A 15,105-nucleotide genomic window follows, 5' to 3' on the forward strand; every position below is an offset into this window, starting at 1 on the left:
ATGCGGAATCAACATACGAAAAAAAGGAAGGACCTCAGTCCTTCCTTTTATCCTCTACAAGGGAATATTTCCCATTTATTAGATCACCCAGCCAAGCCCCTTGGACAACAAGCTGCTGCTGCAGTTCATCTATATTGATGCTGCGAGTGATGTTAGTCCCCTTCTTGGCAAGCAATGCTGCTGCTGTTCCCGCCGCCTCTCCCATGGCGAAACAATTGGGCATCACACGAGTTGAGCCTTGTGTTACCCGATCCGTAGAAATCGCCCTACCCGCAGCGATTACATTCTCAATCCCGATTGGCAGCAGTGCGCGGTACGGAATACCATGCGACTGTCCGGGGTCCAAATGCACAATCGTCATACCCGTTGATGGCTTAGCCATATGGATATCGATAAAGTAAGCGTTGCGAGCAATATCATCAGGAAAGGTGCGGCAATTCAGAAAATCATCTGCGGTAATGACATAATCTCCAATAATTCTGCGGCTTTCTTTCTAAAGGGACAAGCCTTCTATACGAAAAATCGGCTGTGACCATTCCGGTGCTTCTCCCGAATCTAAATTTGCGCTTTAAGCTATTTAGTTATTTTATACTGACCACCTTTTTGCCTAATTTATTGTTCATTTTACTGCTGACGTATGTCAACTATCATAACTATCAGAATAAGGTCACCGATTTTACGATAAATACCATTGAACAGGTTAAACGAAACATCGACTATGATCTTAAAAGCTATGATAAACTGACTCAACAGCTGGCCTATCATCCCGAGGTGCAAAGCTTTCTCAATCAATATCCAAAATCCGCAGAGGCTGCACAAGCTTATAAAGCAGCTTTAGAGCTGCAGTTTGCTAATTTAAAGCTCCAGAAAAAAGAGTTCTTATCCATGGAGATCTATAATGCGAATCAAGAGCGAATTTATTCCGGAATCTACGCCGACAATGTGCCGATTAAGCAAATTTACTCTCGCATTTTTGAGCAATTGGATCAAAGCACAGGAGAGCTGCAGTTTATCGGGGCTTATAATAATCTGTATCGAACGCCAGTTTTAACATTTGCTCGAAAGATTAGCAGCAGCGGCGCTTTGAACTACGGTGGAAAAATTGGTTATTTGATCATTAATGTTGAGCAATACATGCTTAATGATATTTTTCGTAACGTTCACAGCGGGGATTCCGGTTATTTCTTTTTAATTGATGCCGATGGAACCATACTCACACATGACAACAAGGAGCTTTCATCTCAAATCATGAATAAAGCAGATGCCTCGTTTACAACGATGCTTCAGCAAGCTAACGGCACTTACACAAAAGTTCTTCATAAGAAAAGCTACCTTGTTTTTTATGATACCGCTTCTTATTTTCAATTGAAAATGGTCGGCATTATTTCCTCCAATGAATTAAAACAAAAGGCTTATTTATTGATTTGGTATGGTGTTGCTTTTTTCATTCTATACGGAATGATTATACTCCTGATAGCAACGTTAATCTCTGCTCAGATCAGTAAATCGCTGCGTAAGCTGAAAAGACTGATGCAGGAAGTGCATGATGGAAATCTTGATGCGCATATGCAATATCAGGGCAAGGATGAGATTGCTATCCTATCCCGTTACTTCAATAATATGATGCAGCGTTTAAATGCATTAATTGACGAAAATTACCAATCGAACCTGCGGGAACAGGAGTTGATGCTTTTAGAAAAGGAAGCCCAGTTAAATGCCCTTCAGCAGCAAATCAATCCTCATTTTCTCTACAATACGTTGGAATCTATCAAATGGATGGCATTCAAAAAAAATGCAATGGACATTGTTGAAATGACTACTTCACTAGGAAAGTTTTTCCGAGGGAGCATTTCAAATGGCAGCGGCTTGATCCCTATGGCTCAAGAATTGCAACATTTGGAACATTATATTCAAATTCAGAAAATTAGATATCAGAATCGCTTTGATATCATTTGGGAAGTAGCTGACGAGATTAAAGCCTGTTATACCGTGAAGTTGATTCTCCAGCCCATTGTAGAAAATGCGATTATCCATGGTTTGGATCAGTTAGAATCAGATGGGCTTCTCATGATTAAAGGATACATGAAGAATAACCAAATATTTATGGAAATTCTAGATAACGGTGTTGGGATGAATGAGAATCAACTCAGCCAAATGCAGCTATTCGCAAGAGACTCCGATGGGAGCGGTCATACAGGAATTGGACTGATCAACGTCTTTCGTCGCTTGCAGTTGCATCATAAAGAACGTTATTCATTGGAAATCGACAGTAAATCAGGCAGCGGGACACTTATAAGGATTCGCCTTCCTATATTGCTCGATGACCATGCTGAAGATAATTAAAAAAGCACTGCGGTATCTCAGATTGAGATCGCAGTGCTACATTCATTTTAGGAAATGGGCGAACTTATCCGGGGAATTTCGAATGTCTTGAGCCAGCTTCTCGTATTCCGCGGATAATTTGACCGAACGAACTCTTTTGGCGTCTTGATCGCGCGGCTCAATGAATCCTTCTTCTCTCCAATGACTTACCTTTTCCCTTATTGAACGGTCCGACAAACGAAGCAGGTCCCTCATTTCGCTTGTCGTTAGGGTGTCTTGTTTAAAGGTTAATTGAGCGAACAACATTCTTTGCTGGGGATCTAACTTGCGAATCAGATCCGGCTCGATTTTCGTCATTTGGGCAGATTTCTCCGTTACGATGGCAGCAGCTTCTTGAAAAACCTCCGCCAAACCATCAATAAAGAATTCCAGCCAAAGTGTCATGTCAGCCTCATTCCGCCCAAAATAATAATTGTGATGGAGACCCAACTGGAGTCGGCGATAATATTCAGCCAAGTTGCGGTCATAGAAATTCTCGAGTACAAATAACCCCTTTAAGCCATATCCGCCGCGGCGTAAAAGATATGTCGTGATCATCCGGGCCGTTCGGCCATTCCCGTCCATATACGGATGGATCGTCAGAAACTGCCACATGAAAATCCCCGCTTTGATAGGAACCGGGACCGAATAGGTTCCCGGCGAATTCACCCAGGCCACCAGATCTTCCATTCCGGCGGCAAATAAAAACCAGAAGCAATGCGGCCGCCTACTTGATTTTGTTCTTCGCGATAGTCGCTAATACGCGGTCTTCGTCCGTGCGATATTCGGATAATGGCGTGCAGCTTTTTAATAAATTCCTCTGTGACCGGGAGCTGCCTTTTTTCGGCTTCATCCAGGTATTCCAAAGCTTTCATTAAGTTATAAACTTCCTGCTCTTCATTGTCATTGCTGGTTTGGTACAAGACTTTTCGCTTCGTCGCCTCATCAAGCGTGTTTCCTTCAATTTTCGTTGAAAGAATGACCGTCTTTTCCATCGATTCTTTCTTAAGCAAATCCAGAATAGATGCGGGCAATGGAAGCAAATCCACTACAACACTGGCGCGTTGTATATCCATTAGTCTGCGGGCAATGGCGTCAGTTATTGAATATTTGGGTGTGAACATAACATCACCTTCCTCAATAACATTATGCCATTGCCGCTATTTTGCCGCAAAGTCATTATTTGATTAAGCCATGCCACTTTTATTGGTTATGAACGCAGGGAATCTGCTTTTGTTGGCTGTATATCAACGATCTGGAATTCCGGTTCGAGGCCATCCTTCCGGATACTTGCAATCCACTTTTTATAGGCTCTATGTTTATAAGAATCACGTAAATGGCTGATTTTCCGATGTTCCATATCATGGGTTTGTCCAACATAAAAGGGCCTCCGTGTTCGAGGATCAATAATTAGATAGGTGTCCACCAAATTTCTGCCAGTTCTAACGTTGAGAACGATTTATAGACAGCCCCTTTATATCCTTCAACGTTTTGTTTGGCTCCTCCATCCCATGTGTGACCGTTGGATTATGAACACCTGGCAATCTGTTTTTAATGAATCGCGCGGGCTTCATAATTGTACCTCTGAGTCAAGTTACTTCGAAATATCTCGCCACTCTACAATAAACTCTCCTTCAAATCCGTTGCCTTCATGTTTGCTTAGCTCTTCAAGAGCATTTCCGCATTCACATGAGATTTGATCGGCGCCATAATTGTCCGTACCAAAAACAATGCGTTCATTGCGATAGTTGGGACGTCTGCCAGGCACTATTTTCTGTTCCTCGCCGCATTTCAAACAGCGGATAATAAATCCAGCTTCCATGTAGCACCGCCTTCGTTCGTTTATTCATCCATTATGTTATTCCAAAAAATCTTTCAATCGCTTGCTGCGACTTGGATGTCTCAGCTTACGCAGCGCTTTCGCTTCGATCTGGCGAATGCGCTCGCGGGTAACACCGAACACTTTACCCACTTCCTCAAGGGTGCGTGTACGGCCATCATCAAGTCCAAATCGAAGACGCAGAACATTCTCTTCACGTTCGGTGAGTGTATCCAGCACATCCTCCAGCTGCTCCTTCAGCAACTCATAAGCAGCTGCATCAGAGGGGGCCAGCGCCTCATGATCCTCGATAAAATCACCAAGATTCGAGTCGTTCTCTTCACCGATCGGCGTTTCCAGTGAAACAGGTTCCTGAGAGATTTTCATAATCTCTCTCACCTTTTCCGTACTAAGCTCCATCTCCTTGGCGATCTCTTCAGGTGTAGGCTCGCGTCCGATTTCTTGCAGCAGTTGTCTGGAAACTCGGATAAGCTTGTTGATTGTTTCCACCATGTGAACCGGAACGCGGATCGTTCTAGCTTGATCGGCAATGGCTCGCGTAATGGCCTGTCGAATCCACCAAGTTGCATACGTACTGAATTTGTACCCCTTGTTATAATCAAACTTTTCTACCGCTTTGATCAGCCCCATATTGCCTTCCTGAATTAAATCCAGGAAAAGCAGGCCGCGACCGTTATATCGTCTGGCGATACTGACGACAAGGCGCAGGTTCGCTTCAGCCAATCTGCGCTTCGCTGATTCGTCACCCTGCTCGATCCTTTTGGCCAAAACGATTTCCTCCTCTGCTGAAAGCAAAGGAACACGTCCGATTTCCTTCAAATACATCCGTACAGGATCATTAATTTTAATACCAGGCGGGAAGATCAAGTTATCCTCAAAATTCAAGTCATCCTGAGCATGATCGTCGGGCTCATGAGAAGGATCGTCATTCAATTCGTTGCTCACATCAATCCCGTTTTCAGCCAACTGCTCGAAAAATTCATCGATCTGCTCTGAATCCTGATCGAAAGGGGCGAGTTTCTCCATAACTTCTGTATATGCCAGCGAAGAGCTTTTTTTCCCTAGTTCAAATAAAAGCTCTTTCGTTTGTTCAAGCGTAAGTTCAGTCTCTAATCCTTCATGTTGTTCGTTCGCCATCCTTTACTCCTCCTCCCTGGAAAACGGAACTTACACCTGCTCTTTCAAGCTTGTATGATCTACTTTCCAATCGTTCCTATTTCTCAACAGCCGACATCTGGATTGCTGCGCTCGTTTGATTTTTCCGATTAAGAATTCTTAATTCAAAAAGCAGCAGTATCCCTGTAATGGCAGTGGCAATCAAGTCGGCAAGCGGTCCGGAAACTAACACACCCTCGACTTGAAAAAAATGAGGAAGAATTAACAAAGCTGGTATAAAGATAAGTACCTGTCTGGACAAGCTCAAAATCATTGCCTGCTTGGCTTTACCAATAGCCATGAAATAACCGGAACCAATCACTTGAACCCCTATAATTGGAAGCAAGATCAAATACACGCGAAGGGCATGGCTTCCGAAAGTGATAAGCTCCTTATCCTCACTGTTGAAACTCGCAATAAGCTGCTCTGGAAACAGCTGTGCGATCAAAAAAGCCAGGCACGGAATAACCGTCGCAGCAATCATCGCATAGCGGAGCGCTTTTTTTACGCGATCAAACCTTTCAGCCCCATAATTGTATCCTATAATAGGCTGAACCCCCTGATTGATCCCCATAATTGACATCATGACGAGGGCCTGAACACTCGCTACCACTCCCATACCCGATACAGCGATGTCTCCTCCGAATTTAACCATGTTATTATTAATTATAACATTGAGAAGGCTGGACATGGCCTGCATGACAAAAGGAGCAGCGCCAAGCGCAACTATTTTTCCAACAAGGGCACCCTCAGGCTTTATATACTTCATACGTATTTTCAGGGTGCTCTTGCCCCCATAAAAGTGAGCTAAGACAAAAGCCGTTGACACAGCCTGCGCCAGAACTGTCGCCAAGGCTACCCCTTTCATACCCCAACCAAAACCAAAAATAAATAGGGGTGCTAATATAATATTCAATAGTGGACCGATAAGCATCGTTAACATCGCCTTTTTCGGATTTCCTTCTGCTCTGATAAAATTATTCATGCCGAAGCCAACCAGCATCAAGACCGTTCCTGCAAAAATATAAATCATATAGTCTTTCGCGAATGGCAGTACGTCGATGCTTGCTCCATATACTTTAAGAATAGGAGTCATAAAAAGCAAGCCTAACAAAGTGATGAAGATCGATACGATAATCAGCAGCATAAGCGCGTTCCCCATAATCTGCTCTGCTTCGTCTACTTTCTTTTCACCCAGCTTGATGGATACGAGTGAAGAACCCCCCACCCCAATCAACGTTCCACCTGCCCATATAAGCAGCATAATCGGCAAACTAATCGTGATACCGGCGATACCAAGTGATCCAATACTGTGACCGATAAATACTCGATCAATCACGTTGTAGAGTGCACCAACCAACATCGCAATCATAGCAGGCACTGAAAATTGCACCAATAACTTTGATATCTTTTCTCCGCCTAATCTTTGGATATGATCCATGTTTCGCCACCTTTTCTAAACGCAGATTACAACTGGTTCATTTAAATTTACTTTCTTTAACCTCTTACCTGTAAAATGTTAATTTCACCCCTTGACAGCATGCCGTTAATGTGTTATGATTTATATGTACGTATTATATTATAAATTAATGTACTACTTTTTTCAACTTCTTATTCCATATTTTAGGATTTTATCTCATTTTATATATGTAAAGATCTTCAATCCTTATAAAATAATCTTTTTAACCTTATCCGATGCTCCATCGAATAAGGTTTTTTAGTTTTTTGGGAATCGCGGGCCTCATATTCGAAAAATTGATAACCTCCATCATTTATTGGCTTAAAATAAACAAGGGTGCATTTCCAATGATCTGGAAATACACCCCTGCTGTTTAAAAAGCTTTCCACGTAATATCTATCGATAGCATACCAATCGGTTTATCCTGAGGAGTCCAATTATTTTGGGTTGCCATTTCCGGATTGCGAAAACAAACAAGCGATTTATAATAGCCGAAGGCGCGGCAAACCCCAGGCCTGACCGAATGAATGCCGCATCTGTCTTTTTCCATATCATAAAACATGCAGGTCCCATAATATCTCGTTTGATTCTCAAGCTCCATCCTGCTTTTTTTAGGCATGGACTTCACTTTCTTTATGATCAATTTAAGCTCTTTCTCCGTAACAGGAACAGGACCGCAGCACAAGCCTTTGCACCCTTTACATGGTAAATCCCCCATAACATCCCTCATTTCATATCTGTTATCGGTACCTTAGAGAGCTGATGCTCCCGACTCTCCCGATTGAGGTGTCTCAACTCAACAAGAAGCAGTATTCCCGTAATCAAAAAGGATACCGAGTCGGCTATAGGTCCGGCAACTAACACCCCCTGCATTTGAAAAAAGCGGGGAAGAATAAAAAGGGCCGGAATGAAAATCAGCACTTGCCTCGATAAACTTAACAGGATAGCCTGCTTAGCTTTGCCGATGGCTTGAAAATAACCCAAGCCGATAATTTGAAATCCGATAACCGGCAAACAAAACAAATATACGCTCATTGCATGGCTTCCAAAAGCAACTAACTGTGCGTCAAGGCTGTTGAATATGGCAATAAGACGGTCTGGGATTAAACGTGTTAGTATATACGACAAGGTCGCCACCAAAGTCGCGGAGACAGCCGCATATTTAAGCGTTTCTTTTACTCTATCATAATGCTTGGCTCCGAAGTTAAATCCAATGATAGGCTGCATGCCTTGATTAATGCCCATAAGCGTCATCGTGATAAGAATTTGAATACTGGCGACCGTGCCCATTCCCGATACAGCGATATCTCCTCCATACTTAATCAATTTATTATTTACGATGACAGTTGCAATACTCGTCACAATTTGCAAAACAAATGGGGCTGCACCCAAGGCGATTATTTTTCCGATTACCGCGCCCTCTGGCTTGAGATGAGCGGTACGAATTTTCAAGACGCTCTTCTTACCAAAGAAATGCGCAATGACAAGTACAGTTGAGATCGTCTGCGCGACCACAGTAGCTAGCGCCGCTCCTATCATACCCCAGCCGAACCAATAAATGAAGATTGGAGCGATCAGGATATTCAAAATAGGGCCTGTGACCATTGTGAGCATCGCTTTTTGGGGATTGCCCTCTGCTCTGATAAAGTTATTCATACCAAAACCAACCAACAAAAACAAGGTTCCGCCAAAAAAAACAGCCATATAATCCTTGGCATAAGGCAGTACGTCACTGCTTGCTCCGTAGAACTTGAGAATCGGGGTCAACAAAAGCATTCCCGCTATGGTAATGGCGATGGAAGCAAAAATAAGCAATATTAGAGCATTGCCCATGACTCTTTCCGCTTCCGCAATTTTCTTCTCACCCAGCTTGATCGACACCAAGGAGGAAGCCCCCACTCCAATCAGCGTTCCGCAAGCCCAAATAAACAGCATCACAGGCAGACTGATCGTCATTGCGGCAATACCAAGCGTACCTGCTGCACTATGTCCGATATAAATACGATCGATTACGTTATATAACGCACCTACCAGCATAGCAATAATCGCCGGAATTGAAAATTGCAGCAGCAATGTCGGGATTTTTTCCTTAGCCATTTTCTCAGCATGATCCATGATCCATCACTCCATATACTATTTTATTGATACAATTGTTCACAAAATCCCCCTATCGTTTCACACACGCCGGTTTCAAACAATAACGTAATATGGTTGGATGCCTCTACATCGATAAGTTGAAAATCAGGCAAGCTCCGTTCCCATTCTTGCCAATAAGCCGTACGGTCTACGGAAAGCTGATCGTGCAAGGTCGTTAAATACGGTTCCAGATCTCCGTAGAACTTGCCGTTTTTGTTCCTGAAATAATAGCAGGAGACCGCTTGGGGGTCAGGCAGGGGCAGAACCCGGAAATTTTCACTTTTGAATGCGGCTTGAACCTGTAAATTTTTCCTGAAAATCTGAGCCAGCTCGCTATCGCTTTTGGCTATGGACAAACCTCGTGTTTTGCCAAGTGAGATGAGATGCAGCAGCAATTCGTCAGCGGGTGCATCCAAGTTGATCTCCTCGGGATGAATCAGCTTCGGGTAGAGCTTATCCGGCTCTTGGCGAAGCCGGCTGATCAAGGACAGATTGACCGCCTGCAACATCCGGCCCTGCTCCGATATCGCCACCTTGCTCATCCCGTGAGGGTCCAGCGTGTCCAGCATAACCAGCGATCTTACCGCCTGGCCGGACAGTTGCAGTTGGCGGGCCGTCTCATAAGCAAGCAGGCCGCCTAGCGAATATCCGCCCAAATCGTAAGGGCCTTGAGGCTGAAGGGAACGAATCAACTGCACATAGTAGGCCGCCATGGCCATCAATCCATGAATCGGGGCGTCGGCATTCATGCGCCCTTTCGCCTGAATCCCGTAAAAAGGACGACCTGTCCGCTGGGCAAAATATTGATATCCTTCAACACCTCCTCCTTCTCCGTGCAGCCAAAATACAGGATTCCCCCGCGTACTGCGATTCAGGGAAATGAGTTCAGGCGCATTCGTCATCGGAGAAGACTGCTCGAAAACAGACAAAATCTTTTGCAGCACCTCCGGCTTGTTAACGAAGGTTTTTTGCTGCATCCCCCATTCTTTTTCTAACACGGCTGTAATCCGTTTCTTGATTGGCTCGGTCATATGTTCTTTCATCAGCATCAGAGATTCTCTGGGCACTTCTGCCAAATCCTTCGCCAACCGTATCGCATAAGCCATAACCTCATTGCGCGGTACAATCGGGACCGGCGCTCCCTTGGCCGCCAATTCCGCTCCGCGGAAGCGGTTGCCCGTGTAAAGAATCTCTTGCGCGAGAACAGGGCCCAGTTTCTCGGGAAAAATCAAAGTCGCCCCATCCCCGGGAGTAAAACCATACTTCATATGGTTGCATGTATAGCTGCTTTCCCGGCTCATGACCACAAAATCGCTAAACATGCCGAAACACCACCCCCCGCCAATTCCATGACCCTGCATCGCCGAGATGACCGGAATTTTGCAATCCAGGGGCAGGGTGTAGACATGCACATCGGTCATTTTCATCTTGCCGTCATGCAGAGCCAATAATCCGTCCTTTCCCCCGCCAGACGCAAAGTACGTGTCATATCCGGTAAGAACGATGACTTTATAGTCCGGATTAGCCTGAATGGAATGGAAGGCCTGAAACAGGCCTACAATCAGTTCTATAGAAAATGTGTTTTTATTTTCCCGATCCTTCATCGTAACAAGGGCAATTCCCGGCTCTATACGCTGAACCTCGACAACCTTCGATTCCGCAGGCACTCCCGGGGGCAGTACAGGCGCCTGCTCCATGGCTGGCGCTTGCTCCTCCCGCACCCTTGCAGGCGGCTGTCCCGCAGCGGCATCGATCCGGCGGATCAGCTCTTTTTCCGCTTCTGCGGAATTCATCGTACCGATTTGCAGCGCATATAAAATGTCTTTGACATTCAACGAATTTCACCTTCCCGGCGGCCGACTGCTGATTTCCTATAGATCAGCTTCGTCAGCTATTTGCCAAAAAATTCATAGATTCGATCCTTTACTTCCGGACGGTGGAACGTTTTGGCATGCATAGCAACCTCCTGCTCCACAACCTTGGACAGTTCGGCCCGAAGCGGACCTGCCAAATGCTCTTTTAAAGTGATTAGAGAAACTCTTGGCTTTTCGGCAATTTGCCGGGCAAGATCCCAAGCGTAATTCATTACTTCAGAGCGAGGGAGAACCGGGAAAGGGATTCCTCTCTTCTCCAATTCTCCTCCGCGGTAATTGCCGGCGTTAATCAACAGCTCTTCCGCCAAGCTGAATCCCAGCTTCTTCGGCAGGATGAAAGTAGCCCCCATCCCCGGTGTAAAGCCATATCTCATGAAATTGGTCGTATACACGCTCTCCCGGCTGAAAATCACAAAATCGGAAAACAACGCCATGGCAAATCCGCCGCCGATGGCATGGCCTTGCATGGCCGAAATGACCGGAATTTTACACGCCAAAGCCAGGCTGTAAATATTCGTATCGGTAAATTTTTCTTTTCCTTCAAAAATGGCCAGCAGTCCATCCTGCGTTCCTCCGGAAGCAAAATAGCTGTCATAACCTGTCAGGACGACACACTTGTAGTTCGGATGAGTCTCAATCTTTTCATAGGCTTCCGTCAAGCCTTCAATCAATTCCTTGGAAAACGTGTTCTTATGCTCCCTGTCCTCCATCGTGATTTGAACAATTTCGGGAGTAAGCTCATGCATCGAAACTACGGATGAAACCATCATTACTCACGCTCCCATGGGAATTGTCCTTGCTCGACAAATCGGAAAATTCCCTCCAGATTGCGAGGATCGGAAAAAATTTCCCTATTTCCTGCCAACGCCGGAGATTTGGATTTTACCAGAACGTCATCCAATTGATTCATATAGCGCTTATACTGGGCTATGCCCGATTTCGGCAGCTTGCGAAGACGGAGCAAGTGCTTGCGAAGCAGCGCCTCGCTTTGAGCGTCGCATACGTCCGCCAAACCCCAGGTATGCGCTTGCGAAGCTGAGACAGGCTGTGTCATCAGCGTTAAATAATGCGCCTTTTGATAACCTATGCGGCGAATTAAAAAAGGAAGCACACAAGCGGGAAAAAGCCCGAACAACAGCTCGGACAAACTAAACACCGCCGTTAGATCGGAGAGCACGATATCACAGGCGGCAACAAAGCCGATTCCTCCGGCATTCACTTTTCCACGAACATGCGAAATCGTTATAAACGGACCCGTTGCCAATTTCAGCCACAAATCATACAAAGGCTCGGGATCATGCCCAGGCGCTTGCCCGTCGGCTGCTTTCTCGTAAATTCCCTGGAAGTCTGCGCCGAAGCAAAATACTTCCGGCAATCCTTCCAAAACCACAACCTTGACAGACTCTTCACACAACGCCAATACATGATGGCACTCTTCTATCATTCGATCATTGATCGTATTGTTCGCTTCCGGCCGATATAACTGAATCACGCAAACCTTATCTTGAAAACGGACTTTAATCGTTTCGTAATTCATTAGACGAACCTGTATTCGCGATGGAATTCGCTAATTCGATCCAGAAATAGAAAGCCTTTCCCTTGGGAAGCCCTGAAAGGCTCGGGAAGCAGATCCACATCAAGTTTGACATTCCGAGTACCGAACTTCACCGCATTGCTGCCGGCCAACAGCGTATCGTACTGGTTCATACTCAAGGCATAGCGATGATTCAACTGATCTTCTATCCGGAATCGGCGCTGTAATTGCTGCCCGTACGAGGTTGCGACTCCGCTGTAAAATTCGGAACAGCAGCCTGAGCCGTAAGAGAAGAGCCCGATTCGTTTGGCGCTTTCAAAACGGCCATTATCGATTGTGCTGGCCAAGGAAAGCAAGACCGTGCCGCCCATAATATTGCCGACTCTCTGGCAATAGTTCAGCCCGGGAGTGACACGCTGCTGGAAATCGGCTTCAATCTCGGCCGTGGCGGCCTTGACCATCTTGCGCATCATGCTGCGATGCGCCCCTTTAACCATGCCGCCAAACGGCGTGTGGAATGACAAGTATTGGAACGAATCGCGGTAATTCACGCCTACTACGCGTTTTTGATACTCCAGAAAAGCATTTTCACAGCAATCCAGATAAGACAATAAGGAGAGGTCGGCATCGCCTGCTTCACTGTCGGGAATCGGACGGCACGTATCCATAACCTCATATCCGTAATATCCGTTAGCCCCCACGTCTACCTGGAATACTTGGGGATTCTCTCCTATCAAAACAGCTACGGCTCCAGCCCCGCCGCTAGGCTCGGCATAGGACCAGTCTTCGGTCAGCGCCTCTCCGCCTTCTGCCGCCAGGAAGCGTGAAATATCCGTCGCTACAACTAAAGCCTTGGCTCCGGGAGAAGCCTGAGACAAAATAAAATTGACGGCCATCTGAAATCCGGCCGTCCCTGCGTAGCAAGCATTTTTCAGCTCGAACAGGCGGCAATTCCGATTTAATCCCAAATAATGATGGATATAGGTACTCATCGATTTCCCAAAATCGATCCCGGATTCGGTACATGTAATCAGCAGTTCGATTCGATTCCTCTCTGCTTCGGAAAGCTCGTCGATAATAGGCTTCGCCGCATTGACGCCAAAGGTAACGGGATCTTCATAAGGAAGTGCAACCGCCTTCTCTTTCATAAGCAGATTTTCAAAACGCGTCGTATCCAGATTACGGTGCTTGGCTAACTCCATCACGTTCAAATATGCGGTTCCCCCGAATACATTCATCGCCTCGATACCAACTGCAACCATTTATGATTCCTCCCCAGGATCTGCTTGTCTTTTGAAACAAAGAGCGGTGTTAATCCCTCCGAAACCCATGCTTAACGTGAGCGCGTGCTCAATAGCATGAGGAATGGATTCGCCCTGCACCCATCGGCATGCGTCATGAATCGGATTTTCCAAATTCCTGCTCGGATGCAGCCGCTTCTCTTTCATCTGCAAGAGCGTTGCCACCACCTCAACTGTGCCGGCAGCACTTAAGCCATGTCCAATAATCGATTTGGTTGTATTCATAAATGCGTGTCCCAACTGGCAGTCAATAATCGCCCTGGCCTCCGTTTCATCTCCAATCAACGAGCCCGTTCCATGAGGATTAATATAATCAATATCCCGCGGAGACAAGCCTGATTGCTCTAATACGCTTTGAATGACGCGAACTTCTCCGGCATACGAAGGATCCGGATTGCGATTGCGATCCATCTTCATCGCTCCGCCCAACAGCTCCGCGTAAGGCTGCGCGCCTCGGCGGACGGCTGATTCCGTCCGTTCAATGACGACAACGCCGCAGTTCTCTCCATATATGAATCCATCGTGATTCTGATCAAAAGGCCTGCATGCCAGCTCCGGCGTCTGTGCATAGCGGTCACTGCCCATCGCACCCAACGAGCGCAAAGCTTGGCACTCCAAGTAGGAGAGATCCATCAAAGCTCCCATCGCGATGCATACATCCACCTGCCCGGAACGAACGCTGTGGAGCGCTTGAATAATTGATGCTTGACCGCTTGCCGAAGCGCCTCCGATCGTATAGGCAAATCCTTCTATCGGGAATTGTTCGGTGCATAGACCAGCCAAATCGCTGTCCATAAAAGAGATCCCGTAGGTCGGCCGGACAAAATCGATCCGCTCTCCATATGTTACGTACGTTTGCAGCAGCTCACGCTGTTGAACGTTGGAACCGCCGATCACTAAGCCAATACGCGATGGGTCAACGGCATCTAATCTCGCCTCCTCCCATGCTTCTTGCAAAGCAATGAGCGCAGCCTGACCCGATAAGGATAAAGTTCGAAGCAGCCGTTTGGAGATAGACTCAGGAGGGAGCAGAGAAGAAATCTCTGCTCCTATAAATGCCGTGTCCTTTTGCCTGCCGGCACGCTGCATGATGCCGAAGGCATGGCGCCCTGCCAGCAGCGCCTCTGTGAAAGCAGCTTTTCCCTGCCCTATCGCCGATACGACGCCAATTCCGGTGACAACAATTTTAGACGGATTGTAATTTCCCATAGAGTACCTCGACCAGTTCCCCGATATTTTGCGCACCTGATAGCTCAACGCGAGGAATGCGAAGTTCCAAAGAATCCATGGTCATCATGACAATCTCGGCACGATCGACGGAATTCGCGCCTAGCTCCGTCAAGCTTTCCGCAGGCTTGAAATCATGATTTTCCAATTCGGGAAGCACCTCGCGAGTATGGCCTACGACAATATTGAAAATTTCTTGTTTTTGCATAATGATTACC

Annotated in this window: 13 protein-coding genes and 2 pseudogenes; 1 reads left to right on the forward strand and 14 read right to left on the reverse strand. The window is 46.2% G+C overall.

The features are described 5' to 3' along the window. Window positions 1–34 precede the first annotated feature (34 nt). Window positions 35–478: an FAD-dependent oxidoreductase gene (locus tag AC3G2T_RS03010; protein ID WP_488434726.1), complete on the reverse strand. Its 444-nt coding sequence runs from the start codon at window positions 476–478 to the stop codon at window positions 35–37. Window positions 479–528: 50 nt separating this feature from the next. Here AC3G2T_RS03010 and AC3G2T_RS03015 point away from each other — a divergent pair, with 50 nt between their 5' ends. Then, window positions 529–2,343: a sensor histidine kinase gene (locus tag AC3G2T_RS03015; protein ID WP_488434491.1), complete on the forward strand. Its 1,815-nt coding sequence runs from the start codon at window positions 529–531 to the stop codon at window positions 2,341–2,343. Window positions 2,344–2,385: 42 nt separating this feature from the next. Here AC3G2T_RS03015 and AC3G2T_RS03020 read toward each other — a convergent pair. The 13 genes and pseudogenes from AC3G2T_RS03020 to AC3G2T_RS03080 all read right to left on the reverse strand — a co-directional run bounded on the left by AC3G2T_RS03020 (window position 2,386) and on the right by AC3G2T_RS03080 (window position 15,095). Then, window positions 2,386–3,485, reverse strand: a pseudogene (locus tag AC3G2T_RS03020) (Fic family protein). A gap of 286 nt (window positions 3,486–3,771) precedes the next feature. After that, window positions 3,772–3,864, reverse strand: a pseudogene (locus AC3G2T_RS03025) (ribonuclease H1 domain-containing protein); the annotation flags it as partial. 91 nt (window positions 3,865–3,955) lie between these two features. Then, window positions 3,956–4,183, reverse strand: coding sequence for a hypothetical protein (locus AC3G2T_RS03030; protein WP_474681319.1), 228 nt, complete (start codon window positions 4,181–4,183; stop codon window positions 3,956–3,958). 36 nt (window positions 4,184–4,219) lie between these two features. After that, window positions 4,220–5,338 (reverse strand): RNA polymerase sigma factor RpoD, encoded by a 1,119-nt coding sequence (gene rpoD, locus AC3G2T_RS03035; protein ID WP_474681320.1) that lies wholly within the window; start codon window positions 5,336–5,338, stop codon window positions 4,220–4,222. A 76-nt stretch (window positions 5,339–5,414) separates the two neighbouring features. Continuing rightward, window positions 5,415–6,797: an MATE family efflux transporter gene (locus tag AC3G2T_RS03040; RefSeq protein ID WP_488434492.1), complete on the reverse strand. Its 1,383-nt coding sequence runs from the start codon at window positions 6,795–6,797 to the stop codon at window positions 5,415–5,417. Window positions 6,798–7,188: 391 nt separating this feature from the next. Next, entirely contained in the window at window positions 7,189–7,533 is a 345-nt protein-coding gene (locus tag AC3G2T_RS03045; RefSeq protein ID WP_474681323.1) for a YkgJ family cysteine cluster protein, read from the reverse strand. 8 nt (window positions 7,534–7,541) lie between these two features. After that, a complete protein-coding gene (locus AC3G2T_RS03050) occupies window positions 7,542–8,930 on the reverse strand; it encodes an MATE family efflux transporter (protein WP_488434493.1) in 1,389 nt (462 codons plus the stop codon). 23 nt (window positions 8,931–8,953) lie between these two features. Continuing rightward, window positions 8,954–10,786 (reverse strand): polyketide synthase, encoded by a 1,833-nt coding sequence (locus AC3G2T_RS03055; protein ID WP_488434494.1) that lies wholly within the window; start codon window positions 10,784–10,786, stop codon window positions 8,954–8,956. A 56-nt stretch (window positions 10,787–10,842) separates the two neighbouring features. Then, window positions 10,843–11,592 carry a polyketide synthase gene (locus AC3G2T_RS03060; protein ID WP_474681345.1) on the reverse strand — a complete coding sequence of 250 codons (750 nt, stop codon included), beginning with the start codon at window positions 11,590–11,592 and terminating at the stop codon, window positions 10,843–10,845. A gap of 2 nt (window positions 11,593–11,594) precedes the next feature. Continuing rightward, on the reverse strand, window positions 11,595–12,362 hold the full coding sequence (locus AC3G2T_RS03065) for an enoyl-CoA hydratase/isomerase (RefSeq protein WP_488434495.1): 768 nt from the start codon (window positions 12,360–12,362) through the stop codon (window positions 11,595–11,597). Then, window positions 12,362–13,621 carry a hydroxymethylglutaryl-CoA synthase family protein gene (locus AC3G2T_RS03070; protein WP_488434496.1) on the reverse strand — a complete coding sequence of 420 codons (1,260 nt, stop codon included), beginning with the start codon at window positions 13,619–13,621 and terminating at the stop codon, window positions 12,362–12,364. Before AC3G2T_RS03070 ends, AC3G2T_RS03065 begins: the two co-directional genes overlap by 1 nt. Further along, window positions 13,622–14,869, reverse strand: a complete 1,248-nt coding sequence (locus AC3G2T_RS03075) for a beta-ketoacyl synthase N-terminal-like domain-containing protein (RefSeq protein ID WP_488434497.1) — start codon at window positions 14,867–14,869, stop codon at window positions 13,622–13,624. After that, complete coding sequence (locus AC3G2T_RS03080; protein ID WP_474681329.1) at window positions 14,847–15,095, reverse strand: acyl carrier protein; 249 nt, start codon at window positions 15,093–15,095, stop codon at window positions 14,847–14,849. The genes AC3G2T_RS03075 and AC3G2T_RS03080 overlap by 23 nt, the downstream gene beginning before the upstream one ends. Window positions 15,096–15,105 lie beyond the last annotated feature (10 nt).

It is taken from the genome of Paenibacillus sp. sgz302191 (genome assembly GCF_057749925.1).